Annotated in this window: 16 protein-coding genes; 4 read left to right on the forward strand and 12 right to left on the reverse strand. The window is 40.9% G+C overall.

Going from position 1 to position 18,008, the window contains the following annotated elements; translation table 11 throughout:
• Positions 1 to 93 precede the first annotated feature (93 nt).
• Positions 94 to 996 (forward strand): protease HtpX, encoded by a 903-nt coding sequence (gene htpX / locus BW928_RS05360; RefSeq protein WP_076555215.1) that lies wholly within the window; start codon positions 94 to 96, stop codon positions 994 to 996.
• 78 nt (positions 997 to 1,074) lie between these two features.
• Here htpX and hflX read toward each other — a convergent pair whose 3' ends face one another.
• On the reverse strand, positions 1,075 to 2,481 hold the full coding sequence (gene hflX / locus BW928_RS05365; RefSeq protein WP_076555216.1) for a ribosome rescue GTPase HflX: 1,407 nt from the start codon (positions 2,479 to 2,481) through the stop codon (positions 1,075 to 1,077).
• A 251-nt stretch (positions 2,482 to 2,732) separates the two neighbouring features.
• On the opposite strand from hflX, the gene folP reads away from it, so the two are divergent.
• Entirely contained in the window at positions 2,733 to 3,617 is an 885-nt protein-coding gene (gene folP, locus BW928_RS05370; protein ID WP_076555217.1) for a dihydropteroate synthase, read from the forward strand.
• 125 nt (positions 3,618 to 3,742) lie between these two features.
• Here folP and BW928_RS05375 read toward each other — a convergent pair whose 3' ends face one another.
• From BW928_RS05375 to BW928_RS05405, 8 genes are all read right to left on the reverse strand, one after another.
• On the reverse strand, positions 3,743 to 4,474 hold the full coding sequence (locus BW928_RS05375) for a 16S rRNA (uracil(1498)-N(3))-methyltransferase (RefSeq protein ID WP_076555218.1): 732 nt from the start codon (positions 4,472 to 4,474) through the stop codon (positions 3,743 to 3,745).
• Positions 4,475 to 4,498: 24 nt separating this feature from the next.
• Complete coding sequence (gene metF, locus BW928_RS05380; RefSeq protein WP_076555219.1) at positions 4,499 to 5,443, reverse strand: methylenetetrahydrofolate reductase [NAD(P)H]; 945 nt, start codon at positions 5,441 to 5,443, stop codon at positions 4,499 to 4,501.
• A gap of 13 nt (positions 5,444 to 5,456) precedes the next feature.
• The gene (locus BW928_RS05385) at positions 5,457 to 5,909 is read right to left on the reverse strand and encodes a type II toxin-antitoxin system VapC family toxin (RefSeq protein ID WP_076555220.1); all 453 of its coding nucleotides are present in this window, start codon (positions 5,907 to 5,909) and stop codon (positions 5,457 to 5,459) included.
• Positions 5,899 to 6,132, reverse strand: a complete 234-nt coding sequence (locus BW928_RS05390) for a hypothetical protein (protein ID WP_076555221.1) — start codon at positions 6,130 to 6,132, stop codon at positions 5,899 to 5,901. Before BW928_RS05390 ends, BW928_RS05385 begins: the two co-directional genes overlap by 11 nt.
• Positions 6,133 to 6,146: 14 nt before the next feature.
• Positions 6,147 to 6,398 (reverse strand): hypothetical protein, encoded by a 252-nt coding sequence (locus BW928_RS11435; protein WP_126330957.1) that lies wholly within the window; start codon positions 6,396 to 6,398, stop codon positions 6,147 to 6,149.
• Positions 6,382 to 6,735 (reverse strand): Imm51 family immunity protein, encoded by a 354-nt coding sequence (locus BW928_RS05395; RefSeq protein ID WP_197718965.1) that lies wholly within the window; start codon positions 6,733 to 6,735, stop codon positions 6,382 to 6,384. The genes BW928_RS11435 and BW928_RS05395 overlap by 17 nt, the downstream gene beginning before the upstream one ends.
• Positions 6,736 to 6,822: 87 nt before the next feature.
• Entirely contained in the window at positions 6,823 to 8,196 is a 1,374-nt protein-coding gene (ahcY, locus tag BW928_RS05400) for an adenosylhomocysteinase (RefSeq protein WP_143821482.1), read from the reverse strand.
• 224 nt (positions 8,197 to 8,420) lie between these two features.
• A complete protein-coding gene (locus tag BW928_RS05405; RefSeq protein WP_078310101.1) occupies positions 8,421 to 10,295 on the reverse strand; it encodes a TonB-dependent receptor domain-containing protein in 1,875 nt (624 codons plus the stop codon).
• A 313-nt stretch (positions 10,296 to 10,608) separates the two neighbouring features.
• Between BW928_RS05405 and BW928_RS05410 the strand changes: the two genes are divergently transcribed.
• Complete coding sequence (locus BW928_RS05410) at positions 10,609 to 12,222, forward strand: mechanosensitive ion channel family protein (protein ID WP_227516554.1); 1,614 nt, start codon at positions 10,609 to 10,611, stop codon at positions 12,220 to 12,222.
• Between the two features lie 252 nt (positions 12,223 to 12,474).
• Here BW928_RS05410 and BW928_RS05415 read toward each other — a convergent pair whose 3' ends face one another.
• Genes BW928_RS05415 through BW928_RS05425 form a run of 3 tightly spaced genes read right to left on the reverse strand, consistent with a single transcriptional unit; the run spans position 12,475 to position 16,999 of the window.
• The gene (locus BW928_RS05415) at positions 12,475 to 15,183 is read right to left on the reverse strand and encodes an N-6 DNA methylase (RefSeq protein WP_076555224.1); all 2,709 of its coding nucleotides are present in this window, start codon (positions 15,181 to 15,183) and stop codon (positions 12,475 to 12,477) included.
• On the reverse strand, positions 15,180 to 15,980 hold the full coding sequence (locus BW928_RS05420; RefSeq protein ID WP_076555225.1) for a DNA-methyltransferase: 801 nt from the start codon (positions 15,978 to 15,980) through the stop codon (positions 15,180 to 15,182). Before BW928_RS05420 ends, BW928_RS05415 begins: the two co-directional genes overlap by 4 nt.
• 8 nt (positions 15,981 to 15,988) lie before the next feature.
• A complete protein-coding gene (locus BW928_RS05425; protein ID WP_076555226.1) occupies positions 15,989 to 16,999 on the reverse strand; it encodes an IS1595 family transposase in 1,011 nt (336 codons plus the stop codon).
• A gap of 190 nt (positions 17,000 to 17,189) precedes the next feature.
• Here BW928_RS05425 and BW928_RS05430 point away from each other — a divergent pair, with 190 nt between their 5' ends.
• On the forward strand, positions 17,190 to 17,993 hold the full coding sequence (locus tag BW928_RS05430) for a TatD family hydrolase (RefSeq protein ID WP_076555227.1): 804 nt from the start codon (positions 17,190 to 17,192) through the stop codon (positions 17,991 to 17,993).
• Positions 17,994 to 18,008: the final 15 nt, after the last annotated feature.

Raw genomic sequence — 18,008 nt, forward strand, 5'->3', positions numbered from 1 at the left:
AGCTTTTATTTTGCTATTTTGTCCTTATAATATAACTGTTTGATTTTTTGTAAAATGATATAACTATGGCTTAACTAAAAGGAAAATTTCTGTATGATGCGAATTGGTTTGTTTTTATTGACCAACTTAGCCGTTTTGATTGTGTTTAGCATTGTCTTTGCTGTGCTATCACGAGTATTTGGCTTGAGCGGTGTGTTTGGTGCAGGTGGACTAAATTACACCAGCCTTGCGGTGATGTGCCTTGTTTGGGGTGTGGTTGGTTCAATGATTTCATTGTTTTTGTCAAAATGGATGGCAAAAAAATCAACAGGCACGGTGGTGATTGATGTGCCAAAAAATGGCACGGAGCAGTGGCTGGTTGATATGGTTGCTCGCCAAGCTAAAGCGGTGGGCATCGGTATGCCAGAGGTTGGGATTTTTGATAATCCACAGCCAAATGCCTTTGCAACTGGCTGGAATAAAAACAACGCCTTGGTTGCAGTTTCTACAGGCTTGATTCATACGATGACTCCTGATGAGGTTGAGGCGGTACTGGCACATGAGATTGGCCATGTTGCCAATGGTGATATGATAACGCTTGCCTTGATTCAGGGCGTGGTCAATGCGTTTGTTATGTTCTTTGCTCGTGTTATTGGCAATTTTGTTGATCGTGTTGTTTTTAAAAACGAAAGCAATTCTCCCGGGGTTGCATATTATGTCACCAGTATCGTGATGGATATTTTGCTTGGCATATTGGCATCGGCAATCGTGATGTGGTTCTCTCGTTTGCGTGAGTATCGTGCTGATGAAATGGGTGCCAAGCTGGCAGGTCGTGATAAGATGATTAGTGCCTTAAATGCATTGCGTCCTGCTGAGGCTCGTCCAGACACCATGCCAGAGGCGATGAAGGCTTTTGCCATCTCGTCAGGACAGTCGCAGAGTTTTAGCATTGCTCACTTATTCCGCTCACACCCAAGTTTGGACGATCGTATCGCTGCATTACAAAAGTTGCATTAAGATATGATAAATAAAACAGACCTTCGATAAAAGGTCTGTTTTTTGTTGCGATGACGGCAGGTTTGATGTTTTTGCAGTTTATTGACAAAAAGGATCAAGCTCTTCTGGGGGTGTGATTTTTGGCATATCGCTGCTGATTTGTTCAAATGGCTCAAGCACAGGTTGCAGGCTGGCTGCTTGCTCGGCAGGTAGCACAGCTGTGGCAGATAATCCGTATTGTCCCAGCAGTTGCTTTATTTTATTAGCAGATAGCTGCACATCTAGCACTTGTCGTCCTTGCTCATCGTAACTATGATGGCTGATAACGCCAAGATTGTGCAGTGTATTGTGCAAAGCACCTGCATGATGCGGCAGGGTGAGCGTGTAATGATTTACCGTGCCAGACAGCAATTCTTGCACTGCTGTGATAAGTTTGTCAATGCCCAAGTTTTGTTGAGCGGAGATATATACACGGTGTGGTTTGTGCGGTTCTTGATAATATAAGGCAGGGGTTTCGCCACTTTTATCAATTTTATTAAATACCAATAAAATCGGTGCGTCAGCCTTGATTTGTGCCAGCACATCATTGACCGCTGCAATCTGTGCGTGCATATCCTCACTTGCTGCATCAACCACATGTAGCAGCAAATCCGCCTCCAAAGTTTCTTCAAGAGTGGCATGAAAACTCTCAACCAGCTCGTGTGGCAGATGACGCACAAAACCAACGGTATCTGCCAGCACCACATTGCCAACGCCCGACCAAGCAACTTTTCGTAAGGTGGGGTCTAGTGTGGCAAACAATTGGTCGGCTGCATAAATGTTGTCATCAGTTAAGTGGTTAAACAGGGTGGATTTGCCCGCATTGGTATAGCCAACCAGCGAAATGGTGGGAATTTCGGATTTTTGGCGTTTGGCACGACCTTGGGCACGGGTTTGTTTAACTTTATCCAATTTTGCCTTCAGCTGAGTTACGCGAATTTGTAATAATCGGCGGTCAGTTTCTAGTTGTGTTTCGCCCGGCCCTCGCAAGCCGATACCGCCTTTTTGTCGTTCCAAATGCGTCCAGCCACGAACCAGTCGTGTGGCAAGATGGTTAAGCTGTGCCAGTTCAACCTGTAGCTTGCCTTCATAGGTTCTGGCTCGTTGTGCAAAAATATCCAAAATCAGCCCTGTGCGATCCAGCACGCGGCATTTGACCAGTGCTTCCAGATTGCGTTCTTGACTGGGTGTGAGTGTGTGGTTAAAAATTACCACGATATCATCGGTTTGATTGGATTCACGAAAACACTTGACGGCATCGGCAATCTCTTCGGCTTTGCCAGTACCGACAAAATATTTGGCGTGTGGCTTATTGCGAGTACCTGTGATGGTCTCAATCTCGTTAGCACCTGCCGAATGCACCAGCAGGCGAAACTCCTCCAAGTCATCAGGGTTGCTGATTTGATGAATGTCCAAATGTACCAAGATGGCGTTTTCACCACCTTCATGCCGTTCAAAATACTGCAAAATACTTCCTTTTTAAAATATTACTATCAAAATATTACCAAACTTGGACAGATTTATCCAGTTGTTGTGCTGCTTGTTGATAAATTGTGTTGGGTGTGTGATTTTCAAGTGGCAGGGCGTAGGGCTGTCATTTTATTGGTGTTTTCTGTGATGATTTTTCATCATGGGCGATAAAAATACAAATCTATGTTACAATAAACAGTGGCTTTTGCCAAATATGAACTTGTATGGATTGTGTGAAAAGGCGTGTTATGTCATCACAAGCAAAAAATTTTCAGCTGATTTCTCGGCACAAATCGCTTGATTTGTCCACACCTAAGATTATGGGTATTTTAAATATCACGCCTGATTCATTTTCTGATGGTGGGCGTTATACCAACCTTGATGACGCACTAAGACAGGTTGAGTATATGATTGAGCAGGGCGTGCATATTGTTGATATTGGTGGCGAATCTACTCGCCCAAATGCCCTGCCTGTCAGCAGTGATGTTGAGATTGCTCGTGTGCTGCCTGTGGTGATGGCAATTCGCCAAAGGTTCGGTGATGGGCTGTGGCTGTCTTTGGATACCAGCAACCCAAGCCTGATGCAGGCAGGCATTGAGGCAGGGGCGGATATGATTAATGATGTACGAGCCTTGACCCGCAAAGGGGCAGCGGCGGTGGCAGCAAATCTGAATGTGCCTGTTGTGCTGATGCACCACCGCGGTGAGCCAGATGAGATGGATCGCCTTGCCAGCTATCATGATGTGTTAAATGAGGTGATTGCTGAGCTTGGCAATCATGTCAATACTGCCATAAAAGCAGGCGTTAGTCGCGATAATATTATCATTGATGTAGGCATGGGATTTGCCAAAAATTTTGCCGAGCATCGTATTTTGACAAAAAATCTGGACAAAGTCATCGGGCATTTTGGCTTACCAATGCTGTTCGGCGTTTCTCGTAAACGGTTTTTGGGCGAGATTTTACAAAATGGTCAAAAAGCTTGGCATAATCACGAGCCAAGTAAGAGAGATACACTTGGTGCGGCGATGTCGCTTTTGGCGGTGCAGGCAGGGGCGAGCATTGTGCGTGTGCATGATGTTGCCAAAACAGCACAGGTATTGTCGCTTTGGCAGCAGATTTATGGTGATGAATAGAGTTAAGTAAAAATTATTAATAAGTGTAAAATTTATCAAATATGCCAAAATTACCCGTAATACGCATGGAGCAGGAAAATTTGCCCAAAGTATGATGTGAATAATTGACCGCAAACAGGGCAGTCTTAGCTTTTTGGCTGTGCCAAGATATGTAAGGCGGTTAGGGCGACCACAGGGGCGGTCTCGGTACGCAGGATTCGCTCGCCAAGCGTCCAAGGGACAAAGCCATGTTGTATGGCAAGGCTGATTTCATCAGGGCTAAGACCGCCTTCTGCACCAATCAACAAGCTGATGTGATGAGGCGGGGGTGTGCTAAAGTCTGGATTGCCATCGGTTAATGTCAGCACAAGTTTTAGCTCTGCTTGACAAGCTACTACCCATTCGTCAAGTGCAACTGGCGGGGTGATTTGGGGAACAAGATTTAGCCCACATTGCTCACAGGCAGCTATGGCAACGGCTTGCCAATGGTCTAGTTTTTTTAAATCTCGTTCGTACTTTAGGTGTGCCTGACATCGCTCACTGGTCAGTAGCTCAATGCGATGTACGCCCATTTCGGTGGCCTTTTGAATGGCATAATCCATGCGTTCGCCACGACTCATCACCAATCCAATGCTGGCAGCAAAAGCAGGTGTGCGATTGATGGGGTTGAATTCACCAATCACCACAGTGGCTGTTTTTTTATCAATTGCAGTTAGCGTGGCTTGGTATTCGCCGCCACGACCATCGAACAAAATAGCACCATCGCCAACTTTGGCACGCAACACCTTGCACCAATGATGATAAATTTCATCAGGCAGTTGTATTGTTTGTCCGATGTGCTGTTGGCTTAGCGGACTGTTAATAAAAAATCGTGGCATAATGTTGACGGACTGATGTGCTGATTATGAAGTCAGACCCAAAGCCTTGACAAGCTCTTTGTTTGGTTCGGTGCTGTTCATGCTATAAAAATGCAACGCAGGCACACCTTCACGAATCAATCTTTGGCACAGGGTATGCACCACCTCAAAGCCAAATTGGCGAATTGCCTTGCGATCATCGCCAAAATCTGCCAACTGTTTGCGAATGTAGCGTGGAATATCTGCACCACACCCATCAGCAAAACGGATGATATTGGAGGCATTGGTAATGGGCATGATGCCTGCAATGATGGGGAATTGATCTTGATGCACACCTTTTTTGGCCAATTTATCACGCAAAAACAAATAGCTGTCAGCATTATAAAAAAACTGTGTAATTGCTTCATTGGCACCAGCGTGATACTTGGCAACTAGGTTATCAATGTCGGCATCAAAGTTGCGTGCTTGTGGGTGCATTTCTGGATAGGCGGCTACCTTGATGGTAAAATGCTCACCGCTGTGCTGGCGAATAAATTTCACCAAGTCAAGTGCATAAGGCAACTCACCATAGCCAACTTGACCGCTAGGTAGATCGCCACGCAATGCCACGACTCGGGTTACGCCAAGTGATTTATAAAAATCAAGTAACTCACCGATTTCGGCTTTGGTGTCGCCAATGCAAGACATATGCGGTGCAATGGGTGTGTCAGATTGCTTGCTTAATGCCTCAACAATACCCAGTGTGCGTTCGCGTGTTGAGCCACCAGCCCCATAGGTTACGCTAAAATACTGCGGATTTAGGGCGTTTAGTGTGTCAAAAGTGGTCAAAAGTTTGTCTTGGGCTTCGTCCGTTTTGGTGGGAAAAAACTCAAAAGAAAATGGGACTTTGTTGTTTGTGTTGTTTGGCTTGGTTTGGTTTTGTAATTCTGATTTGACAGAATTTAATAGGGTTTCAATGTCATTAAGACGATTTAAAAGTGATTGGGTCATTTTAAAGCTCTATTTAAATTAAGGGGTTAATAACGGTTAAAAAAGGATAATCGGTAAAGTCTCTGGTGTTGGCGGTATAAATACCGTTGATGCCATTGTCTTTTAGGGTAGCTGTAATGGCGGTATCAAATATTTTATTTCTTGAAAAATGTGTTTTGATTAGGTCAGCAAAAGTGGTAATTTGTGTATTTTTTGGGTGAATGATTGTTAATCCACAGTCTTGTAAATAATCAATAACATCAATGGCTTGTTGGGGTGTTAGGGGTCTTTCTAATCTGTGCCAAGTAATGCTGTGTACAAACTCAATACAGCTTTGTTGGCAGATGCAAATGGATAATTGACCAAATTCGTCAAACTGGGTCATTTTTTGCGATAAAAATTGCCCTGCCTTTTGATGAAAAGGCGAGCCTTGATTATAGGCATAAACCAAAATATTGGTATCAATGGCAAATGGTTTATTTATCATCATCAATACCTAAGATTTGTTTGTGTCTTTCTTCGTATATTTCGTTACGAGTGGGCGTATCAATATTTCCCAAATCAAAAGGCGTTAATTCAAATGCTTTTTTGGGTTTATTTGATGGTTCGGGTGCTATTTGCTTTAAGCTGTCGGCAATGGCAGATATTGCCTGTATCCGCTCTTGATAGCTGGCATTGACAATTTCATAAATCGCTTGTTCAATGGCCATCTTTCACTCCTTATTTAAAATTTAGTGATTAAAAAACTCACCCCAATCATTATCCACATCAGCACTTCTAATAATAAACACACATAAATATATTTGCCTTTATCTTTTTGACCAAGACCAACAAAAGAAACAGCCAAGAATGAGGCATAAATCACCATAATGACATCACGCCCAATGCCCTGCCATAATAATATCGTACAAATAATAAAACAACCGACATTGAGCGATAAGCTAATTAAGTCTTGAATTTTAGTCCAGTTCGGCACGGCTAAATAAATCCAAAATTAGCTCATTATCATCAAGAGCATTTTTAAAAGCGATGATAAATTCTTTTAAAGCGTTCGTATCAGCGTGATTTGCCCATACGCAAAACATACTACTTTCGCTATCAAAGTGAATTTTATCCGTCAAATGGGGCATTTTTTCGTCCAAAAACACAACTGCCAACGATTGCCAATCATAGCCATTCCCTTCAAAGTCTTCATCGGCACGGTTATCAAAGATGTGTTGTTTATAATCGCCAACGTCGCTCATAATGACCGAAACGCTGTCTTCGTGTTCTATCCATTTAAAGGGGGTGATTTGGTTTTTAAAATCGGACATTATTATCTCCTTAATAAATTTACAATAAAAGTGGCATTAAACAATACCACTTTTATCATAGCAATGATTAAAAGTAAAATCAAGTCATCAGTATTTATATTCGTCCGCCTTAAAAGGGCCGTCCACAGGCACGCCCAGATAATCCGCTTGCTCTTGGGTGAGTTTGGTAATAACTCCGTTAAAGCCTGCAACCATGGCGGCGGCAACTTCTTCGTCCAGTTTCTTTGGCAGGACTTTGACATAAACCTTGTCCGCTTTGGTAGCTGCTGGCAAATCAGCAAATTTTTCTTGATACAGATGAATCTGTGCCAGCACTTGGTTGGCAAATGAGCCGTCCATGATGCGTGATGGGTGGCCTGTGGCGTTGCCAAGATTCACCAAGCGACCTTCTGATAGGATAATCAGATAATCACTGTCATCATTTGAGCGATATACTTGATGCACTTGTGGCTTGACCTCGACCCATTTCCAGTTATCACGCATAAATTGGGTGTCAATTTCGGTATCAAAGTGTCCGATATTGCAGACCACAGCGGTTGATTTTAGGGCTTTTAGCATATCGGCATTACACACATGATAATTGCCCGTTGTGGTAACGATAAGGTCGGTATCTTGTAGTAAGGTGGTATTTACGCCATTGGCAGGGTCGCCATCAACAAACGGTGAAACCAACTCATAGCCGTCCATGCACGCCTGCATGGCACAGATTGGGTCAATCTCACTGACACGCACAATCATGCCTTCTTGGCGTAAGCTTTGAGCAGAGCCTTTACCAACATCGCCATAACCGACAACCAAGGCACGGCGACCTGATAGCAACATATCGGTACCACGCTTAATGGCATCGTTGAGCGAGTGGCGGCAACCGTATTTGTTGTCGTTTTTGGATTTGGTAACTGCGTCATTGACATTGATTGCAGGGACTTTTAATTCACCTTTGGCAAGCATATCAATCAAGCGATGCACGCCTGTGGTGGTCTCTTCGCTAATGCCATGAATGCAATCTAGCATTTGTGGGTATTTGTTGTGAATGAGTGCGGTCAAATCGCCCCCATCGTCCAAGATAAGGTTGGCGTCCCACAGTTTGCCATCTTGGTGAATTTGTTGCTCTAGGCACCATTCGTATTCTTCTTCGGTTTCGCCTTTCCATGCAAACACAGGAATGCCAGCAGCGGCAATGGCAGCGGCAGCGTGGTCTTGGGTAGAGAAGATATTGCAAGAAGTCCAACGAACTTCGGCACCCAATGCCACCAAGGTCTCAATCAGTACCGCAGTCTGAATGGTCATGTGGATACAGCCGACGATTTTGGCACCAGCCAGTGGTTGGGTGGCTGCATAACGCTTACGCAGACCCATCAAAGCAGGCATCTCGGTTTCGGCAAGTTTTATCTCTTTGCGACCAAATTCGGCAAGGCTGATATCAGCCACTTTATAATCAGTAAATGCAGACACTGCGTCCACTCCTTTAAATTGAATAAATTAAAATTGGCGAATAAAACGCAGATGTCGTTGATTATTTTCAAATAACCGCATTTGAAAAAGCAAGCCTCACCGAAAACGGTTGCAACATCTCTTGCTGATTGGATTTGTTATTATAACAAACATTTTGGAAGTTTTCATTAGCCAATGATATTTTGCCAAAAAAAGACGGCTTGATGGGACAAGCCGCCTTGTATTGCATTGGCTTAGTATTTTAAAGTAATGGCAGTGTAGAAATTAATGCCGTCCTCATTATAGCGAGCACCCCAGCTTTCGTTGGTAATGTATTTTTTGTTTAATACATTGTTAAGTCGCTGAGTAATGCTGATATTTGGCGACAGTTCATAAGTGCCACTTAGGTTTAATAAACCATAACCTTCGATTTTGGCACCATGATTTGCTTGCATATAGTAGCTGCCAAGACGCTGATATTCGGCACGCAGATTGAAGTTATTGCCAACATAGCCGATGTATGCCGTACCCTTATGCTCTGGGCGAACAGTTAGATTGCTCTTGGTTTTTGGACTGGTGGCTGTTGGGGTTACATCGTTAGCCTCTTGATAGTCATAGCTTAGACCTGCGATATAGCCATTATTAAATGCCCAATCGGTGGTTAGGTTGGCACCCATCACCTCAACTTCGTTGAAGTTTCTTGCAGGCCAGCCACCGATTAAGTCGGTAACATCGCTGTAATAGCCTGTCAGTCTGGTTTTGTGATTGGCACCTGCCAGCTCTACAAAGGCTTCGGTATTTTTGCTGTTTTCAGGTTTTAGATTTGGATTGCCACTGCCAGGCCAGTACAGTTGGTTAAAACTTGGTGCTTTAAAGCCTGTGGCATAATTGACACCAACACGCACCGCTGGTGTTAGGCGATATGCCAAGCCTGCGTTGTAGGTTGTTTTGTCGCCATACCAAGAGTTGTCATCATAACGAACAAAGGCTTGGGCATCAAAGTTGTTGTAGTTGGCTTGATAACCAACATAAGCACCAGTGTTGCGGCGGCTTGTTTGCGAATAGTTGGTGCTGGAGTCTACATCTTGTTGCAAATGCTCGCCGCCAACCAGTATCTTACCAACAGGCAATGCGTGTACTAGGCTTAGGTTGGTTTGTTTTTGAGTACTGTCAAATATGCCTGTGTTTCTTGTGTTGGCAAAATTACTGCTTTTGTCGATGGATTCACCATATTGTAGGCGAATTTGACCATTTGGGTGATAGTTATAATTAATATAAGCATTGGCAGAGCCATTTTTTTGCTTATCATAAATATTTTCTGCGGTTGAGAAGGTATTGTCATATTCAACCGTGCCTTTGCTTGCCAATAGGCTAGCACCAACTTCCACTTGATTGATTTTGTGGCTGATGCTGGCACTGATGCTATTGCGGTCAAAGCCGTCCGTATCTCGCTGGCTTGCTGCGTATGGGCTGGCAATGGCGTTAATGCCGTCAGTTTCGGTATGGCTGGCAGTCAGACTAAGGTTGGTGTTGTCATTGGCATAGCTGACACCAGCACCATAGGTGAGCTTGTCATGCGAGCCAGCACCAACTGTAGCAAAGGCGTGCAAGCCGTTTTCAATGCCTTTTTTGGTGAATATCTGAATCACCCCACCCATCGCACTGGCACCGTAGATACTAGAACCTGATGCACCATGTAAAATCTCAATACGCCCAATCTGGCTGGCACTTAAAGCACCCAATGCAGACTGACCAGTGGTTAGGCTACCATAGCGAATGCCGTCAATCAGCACCAAAATGCCACTGCTATCAAAGCCACGCAAATAAAAATTACTGGTCTTGTCCGTGCCACCGCTTGAATATGAGCTAAACCCTGACTGTGCCTTGATGATATCAAGTGCATTCTGACCTTGATAGCGTTGCAGTGCTTCGCCATCAATGACAGTGGTCTGAGCGATGGTGTTGGTTACCTTGGTTGGTGTGCGTGTCGCAGTTACCACCACAGGGTCAAGATTGACCGTTGGTACAGTGCTGGTAGTGGCTGTGGTATTGGCGATTGCCACTGTTGATAAAGTTGTGGTTGGGGCTAGTGCCAAAATAATGGCATGGCGTAGTGTAATAGAGGACATAATTTACCCTAAGTTATGGCGATTTGATATTTTTGCAATAATTCTTGCTGTCTTTTTGCTTTTTGTAAGCTAAATTTTTATTATAACATGAATAAAACTTACTAAAATAAATTTATCATGAAATTTTTTAATATAATATTGAAAATTTTTCAGGTTGTATGTCAATGCATGAAAAATCAACGACAACGGGGGTAGCTGGTTGATTGTCAGCGTGTTCGGTTATACAATAAATCATAAAAATTGGCAATGTGTGCAGAACAAACTGCTGATAATTGCCAGATTTAATGGTGTTGATTTTGGCAGATGTGATATCGTGAGGCTTTTTTTGACTTTTTTGCGTAATGCTTTGGGTGTTTTGTGCGTGCTTGGGCTGTTTTTGATGGTGCCAGTGCAGGCAAACACCACCAAATGGCTTAATCAAGACAAGCAGACAGCGGCTCAACCACAAGCAGAGCCTGATAGTTTTGGTCGAGAAACGCCCAGAGGGACGGTGCAGGGCTTATTAAAAGCGATTGCCGCTGGTGATGATGAGTTGGCAACGAAATATCTTGATGGTCGCTATCTTGCCAGTAGCAAGACACCCAATCGTGAGATTGTTGAGCGGTTGATTGTCGCTCTCGATGCAGGGGGTAGGTTATATCCTGATTTGCAAATCAATCACAGTAGTGAGGGTAATTTATCGGACAATTTGCCTAGCGATATTGATAAAGTGGGCGAGATTGTGCTGATGAATGAGCGTTTTGATATTTTGCTCAATCGACGAGTTGATGATAATGGCGTGGCATTTTGGCAAGTGTCGGCACAGACGCTGCAAAACCTACCAACCACAACCAAACACACACAAACCCTGTCTGAGCGGTTGAAATTCAGCACGGCACAAACCGATACCGAGAGTAAATATTGGCTTGAGCTTGCTGCTTTGTTGCTGCTTGTGGTGGCACTGTATGCGGTGATTAATCTTTTGGTGTGGCTATTGTATTGGGTTAGTAAGCTGGCTTATACCGCGATAAGTCATAAGCCGTTTCGGGTAACGCCAAGTGTCATTATGCCACTGTCGCTGGTTGTGGTGGCGTTGATTTTGCCCGAAGTTATGCTAAAACTTGGCGTGCCTTTAACCTTGCGTAATTCATTTGGACGCATCAAAGACATGATTGCATGGGGTGCGGTGGCGTGGTTGATGTTGCGATTGCTTGATGCAGTATTTCGTAGAGCGGAGGCGAATTCACTCAAGCGAGCCAGACCTGAGCAAGTGTCTATCCTGAATTTATTACGCAAAGTTGCTAAAGTATTTTTGTTGATTTTTGTGCTGATTTTGATTTTTGGCAATTTGGGTTTTGATTTGACCACAGGCATTGCAGCACTGGGGGTGGGTGGTTTGGCACTTGCTTTTGGTGCTCAAAAAAGCATCGAGAACCTTATCGGCTCGGTCGTGGTGGTGGCAGATCGCCCTGTGCATGTGGGCGATTATTGCAAATTTGGCACTTATGAAGGCGTGGTTACTGATATTGGCATTCGCTCAACACGCATTCGCACGCTCAATCGCACGGTGGTTACTGTGCCAAATGGTGAATTTTCGTCGTTGCAAATTGAAAATTTCACCGCAAGGGATATGTTTTATTTTTTGCATGAATTGTTTATCAAACGCACGGCAGATTTGGCCGAAATCGAACGAATGATTGCCGAATTGCAGGCATATTTGGCAGCACATGAGCTGACCAATGATGAATGGAATCAGGTGTGGATTCGCCAGCTTAGACAAGACTGCTATGTGATTGAGATGCGAGCGTATATTGCCGCCGCCGATGCTCGGGATTTTTATGCCAAACAGACCAAATTGCTGATTGATGTATTAAGGCAGGTTGAGCAGTATTCGGTGGAACACGCACTGCCCAGCCAATCGGTACTGATTGATAAAGAGCATGATTGACAAAAGCCAAGCTGGGTTATAGTTTGACAAATTAGGGCTTGGTTTTTTGCTTATCATAAGAGCCTGTTGGCTTGCAAATCTTGGACGGTCGCCAAATTAGCCTAAGCACAGATAAGACTTGAATGTATCGGCAAGATAACCAGTGAGGCTGGCGGTTTTAATGTGTCATTTTTGTATTTTTGAAAGGCTGTGTTCTAAGATTTGATTGATTTTTAAGTTTTTAAAGGCGACTAAGTGTCGCCTTGATTTTTATTATCTATTTTTATCGTCCTTTACCGATTGCCGGATGTTGTAGATCTTTAACAAGCTATCATAGATGATTTTGGGGTCTAGTGTAATGTTAAATGCACTTAATACAGCTTTGTCAAACTCAATGCGATCTTCTTGTTGTAACTCATTCGGGAGATCTAATGTACTTCTATTTAAAATAGATTGAAATTTCTCTACAATTTCTGTTATCTGTTCGCTAGATAGTAAATTAGGGTCTAATATCATCAATTTTTTTGACATTGTTGTTGAATTTAAGTCCAACGCACCTAAACCCCGACCAAAACCAATACTCTCAATATAGAACAATGAAATTGCACTATTTAATAAAGCGTGCATTATATTTAATTGTTCCGTATCTTTTACAGATAAACTAATCAATCGTTGATTAACAAAAGAACGTTCTTTTAGTCGATAAACGCATATCTTTTTATCAGGGTTCATTGATATAACCATATCAGCCAAAGCATTTGGTTTCATTTCATACCAAAATTGATTAGCTCGGCTTAAAATTTTGACTAACGGTTTTCCATTTGTATTTGTGCCATTTTCAAATTTAGAAATCCATTCTAATGCACCTAAATGATTCCTATATTTTAATACTTCAATAGATTCTGAGCAGCAAAATGCTTCATTTTTTGCTTCTCCTATTAAAGAGTCGGGCAAATCTTTTGAACTCATTACAACAGGCTTAATATAGTCGGATTCAATTTTATGTTTACTTTCGGGATAGAACATTTTATCCCAACCTCTACGTTCTCCACGAGCTATTTTGATGTAGTTGCTAACATTTGTTAACTTATCTGCAACTAAGTCAATCCAATCAAGATTGCTAAACAGAGCATTCCAAGAAATACCTAATTTTTGAAACTTGCTTATTTTTTCAACTTTATGTGTTGCCTTTGATAAGTGAACTGATTGTATTTTAGAGCTTAGCGTGGCTGTAACCATTTCGGTCAATACAGATTCATCCCAATCCTTGATTAAGGTGTTTGTAGTTATAAAATCTATTTCATATTCGGAATGTTGATTGTCTTTCTCCAAAACTAATAGGGTTGCAACAACATCTGCATTCCCAAACCATTTTCCTTTTGAAGAGCAAATTACTTTTAAAATTTTAAAATGTTTTAATAAATTTTCCTTAAACTGCTCTCCCCATTCATTTGCTAACCAAGAATTTGAAATAACAACACCTATTCTGCCATTTTCTTCAATCAAATTAGAAAGATGAAATATGATATAAGCGTATAAATCTGATTTTTTACTTAACCCTAAATTATTTAGCTTATCACTATTGGGAATTTCTGCCGTTTCAAATCTTACAAATGGTAAGTTAGAAACAACGGCGTGCATAATTGGTAACTCTTTTGTTACAACTTGCTCAACAAATGGATCTACAAAGGAAATTTTGGCATTCGGTTGTAATTCAAAAACATCTTGCTGAAACACTTGAACAAGACTGCCTAATGCTTGTGGGTCCGATAATGCAATAGAGCAAAGTTGTAATGGATATGAAAATTTATCACTAGCCCACACTTGATTTAAGGCTTCATTAGGTGGAATTTTGCATTCTCGCTTGATTTGGTAAACTGCTTTTGGAATAGTGCCGCTTCCACAACATGTATCAATTATATTGGCTGTGCGATTCTTGATCGTTATACTAGTAAGGAAATAAGCTAAATTTATTGGAGTAGAAAATTGTCCAACAACTTTCTTCCTTGAATGTAATAATGCAGAATCAATAACATTGTGCAAATAGTCGCTATCTATCTTATCAAATCGAATCTCTTTTAATAACTCATTCAATCCTAACCAATATGATAAGAATTTACTGCCAATGTATTTATCTCCAACATTAGATAGAAACACATTCATAAAATCACATTTTTCTGTAATTTTCTCAAATGTTTCAATAACATCATCGACAGATGAAGCTGGAGTTAGGTTGTTAATTATTTCGGCATTTTGATTAAATGTTTTTAGATAGTGAGAAAATAATAACCTGTTCACCCAAGAAAGAATAGAAAAATCTGCTAATACAGAATACTTATTATCGCCTTTTGCTTTGTTTTCATTAAACCACTCTGTAATCTCTATATCAAAATCAAAGTTTTTAACAGCATTAGATTCAAAATTGAGAGATAAATCTTGCTTAAAGCTCTCTAAACTATTCACATATAAGTTGGAGCTTAATTCTAATAGTCCGACTGTCTTATAACTTGAATCAGAAATTATCTTTGATATATAAGTAATTATATCTTCAAGTATATATTTCCATTTATTTTGATGTGTTTCCACATCTTCTCTGTTCTTAATGTCTGATTCTATCCAAGTTTTATTGATTGAAAAACTATTTCTCTCCCTAATGTAGAGTACTGCTTCTTTTGCGTTCCACAAAAGAAATGAGTTTAAGCCGAGTTTATTAGCTTTTAACTTTGCATTTTCTATTAACTCTATATCGGTAATTGGTGTATCAGGCATTTTCAACTCCCAGCCTTGAATAACTTCACCAACCCCCTCGTTACCATACAATAGAACATCTGGAAAAAGGGTTTTCTTGCTATGATCTTTTAAAGTTCTCTCGCCACCTGCTTTCTTAACGAATAAGTTCTTTTTAGAACAAAATAAATTGATATGACTAATCACATCAATAGCCCACGCTCTTTCATTGTAATTTAATTTTGCCTTGCTCATCTTACAACCCTTACATTTGCACCAGCTTTATTCAATCTATTTAAAGCTAAATCAATATAGTCAATGTGCTTATCTTTAAATAATGTAGCATTTTGATTTTGTTCAATTCCGCAAAAACGTCTATTTTCTAATACTGCGGAAACTAAAAAACTCCCACTTCCGAATGTATTATCTAAAATGAGATCGTTTTCATTTGTATATGTTTTAATGAGATAACGCCCTAACTCAACTGGTTTCTGTGTTGGATGCAAAACTTCCCCTTCACTTTCAGCAGTTTTAAAATAAATTACATCGGTAGGGTATCGCTCTCCATCACTTTTTACTAATTGTGGTTTAAAATCTCCATAGCTACCGGTCAGCTGATCTTTTCTAATACCTTTATTGTATGGCTCGCCTTGCTTCATTTGTGGATTATATGTAGGCTGTTTTTTATAAAATACGCAAACATCTTCATATTTTCGCAAAGGTTGTTTTTTAGCATTTAAGAAATTTGTTGGTTTTGATTTTTCCCAAACAATTTTATATTTAAAATCCTTTTCATTAGATAAAATTAATTTAGCGGTAAATACACCTTGTGAAGTTAAAACAATAGCTCCATCAGGCTTAACAATTCTGTTATATTCTTTCCATAATAAATTGAGATCTATTACGCTATCCCATTTATTCTGAGTTGTACCATAAGGTAGATCACATAAAACCATATCCACGGAATTGTCTGGAAATTTTTTCATAATTTCCAGACAATCCCCCTCAAATAATGTATTTTGCATATCTTGAATAGAAATTTGATTATTCATTTTACCTCCTAGATAGGTAATGCAGGGCGTTTTGAGATTTCAAACGTTCTACTTTGACAAAACGTATTGCGAATAAAATCGAATAAGACGACTTCTTTATTCTTCTTCGTATCTTTGGCGAAGTTCACAAAGTTGTGATACACGAGATAATTATTTAGGTACTTTGTTGCCACACCTTTGAATGTGCCGAAGATTAAATCTTTCAGGCGTTTGTGATAGTTGTTCACGGTCTGAATGTTGAATACGCCATTTTTATATTTGTTTCTCGGGATTAGGATATGATTTAAGCCCATATCGAATGACAATTTCTGATAAGAGCGGAGCGAATCCGTCACAAAAACGGAATTTTGGGCAATCTTACCGCCTAAGACTTTCTGCAAATCTGTTACATTGGGACGACCTAAATTCGCTATCTTAGCAATAGATAGCCCATTTAGATTTACACCCACAGGAACACAGACTTGCTGTTTCGATAAACCACGTTTTGTCGCCACTGTTCCTCGTTTATGTGGTGGGCGTGGCAAGTTAAAATTTTTGTGATGCCTTTTATAGGAAATCGTGGTAAAGGTTTCATCAGCTTGCACTACACCATCTAATTCTACTTGCTCCATCATCTTTTGCAGAGCGTCTAAGATTTTATGCCGCCAAGCAAAGGCGGTAGCAAGATTGATGTCGCAAATTTCAGCACATTTACGCAACGAGTATTTTTCAATCATACAATGAACGTACTTTTCTAATACCGCAATATCTTTTTTCATACCGAATAAGATTGTGCCAGTTTGTTCAACAAAGGCTTTATTGCAATCACGACAAAGGAAATTTTGTCTGCCATTACGCTTACCATTCTTCACAAAATGAACAGATTGACAATGTGGACAGGCTTTTACTTCTCTTGGTTGGATCACTTTTTGAATTGCAGATTGGCTACTGGTAATTTGGCTTAAAAACTGATGTTTATCTCGCTCAGACAGGTTTTCAAAGAGTTGCTTGAGTATATCAATTTCGTGTGTGGTTTTCATAAATAAAAATCCCCATAACCGCTTGATAGTATGGGGATTATAGCAAATCTGACGCACCACATCAATCAAATTTTAAAACACAGCCTTTTGAAAAAAACACCAAGAAAGTTTATAATAATATATGCAGATAATAAGATATTTTTAATTTTAACTTGTTAATTAAATAAAACTATTTAATAAAGGTTTAGATATGTCCTTTACTGACAGCCATGCTCATCTAACTTACCTGACACTTGACAATCACAATAATCAACCGCAAGCACTGCTTGATGCCATGAGCCATGCTGGTGTTGGTCGCGTGATGGCAATCATGTGTCAATTGTCAGAAAATCAGGCAATTCGCGAATGGGTGGATTTGGCATCACAAAATCAATCCATGCCTGATATTGGCATGAGTGTCGGCATTCACCCTTGTCAAGATGAGGCTGTGCTGGCGGCGGTTTGTGTTGATGATTTGTTGGCACTTGATGGTGATAAAGTATGGGCATTTGGCGAGACTGGGCTTGATTATTATTGGGACGAAAACAAAAGCAAGGCACAAAAACACAGTTTTGCAACCCATATCGCTGCCAGCAAGATTGCCAAAAAACCCATTGTGGTTCATACCCGAAATGCCTATCAAGATACTTTAGATGTGCTAAAATCCGAAAACTGTGAGCATGGGATTATCCATTGCTTTACTGAGGACTATGCGTTTGCTCGTCAGGCACTTGACGGTGGACTTTATATTTCGCTTTCGGGGATTATAAGTTTTAACAAATCGCAGGATTTGCGAGAAGTTGTTGCCAAGCTGCCTCTGGATAGATTATTGATAGAGACGGATAGTCCATATTTGGCACCTGTACCGAAGCGAGGCAAGCAAAATGAGCCAACTTTTGTCCCTTATGTGGCACAAGTTTTGGCAAAAATTTTTGACAAAACGCCTGAGGAAATAGGGCAAATCACCAGTGATAATTTTATTAGACTGGTTAATCAATATAAAAATATTATTTAAAAAATAAAAACAATA

It is taken from the genome of Moraxella cuniculi DSM 21768 (genome assembly GCF_900156515.1).
Classification (GTDB): domain Bacteria; phylum Pseudomonadota; class Gammaproteobacteria; order Pseudomonadales; family Moraxellaceae; genus Moraxella; species Moraxella cuniculi.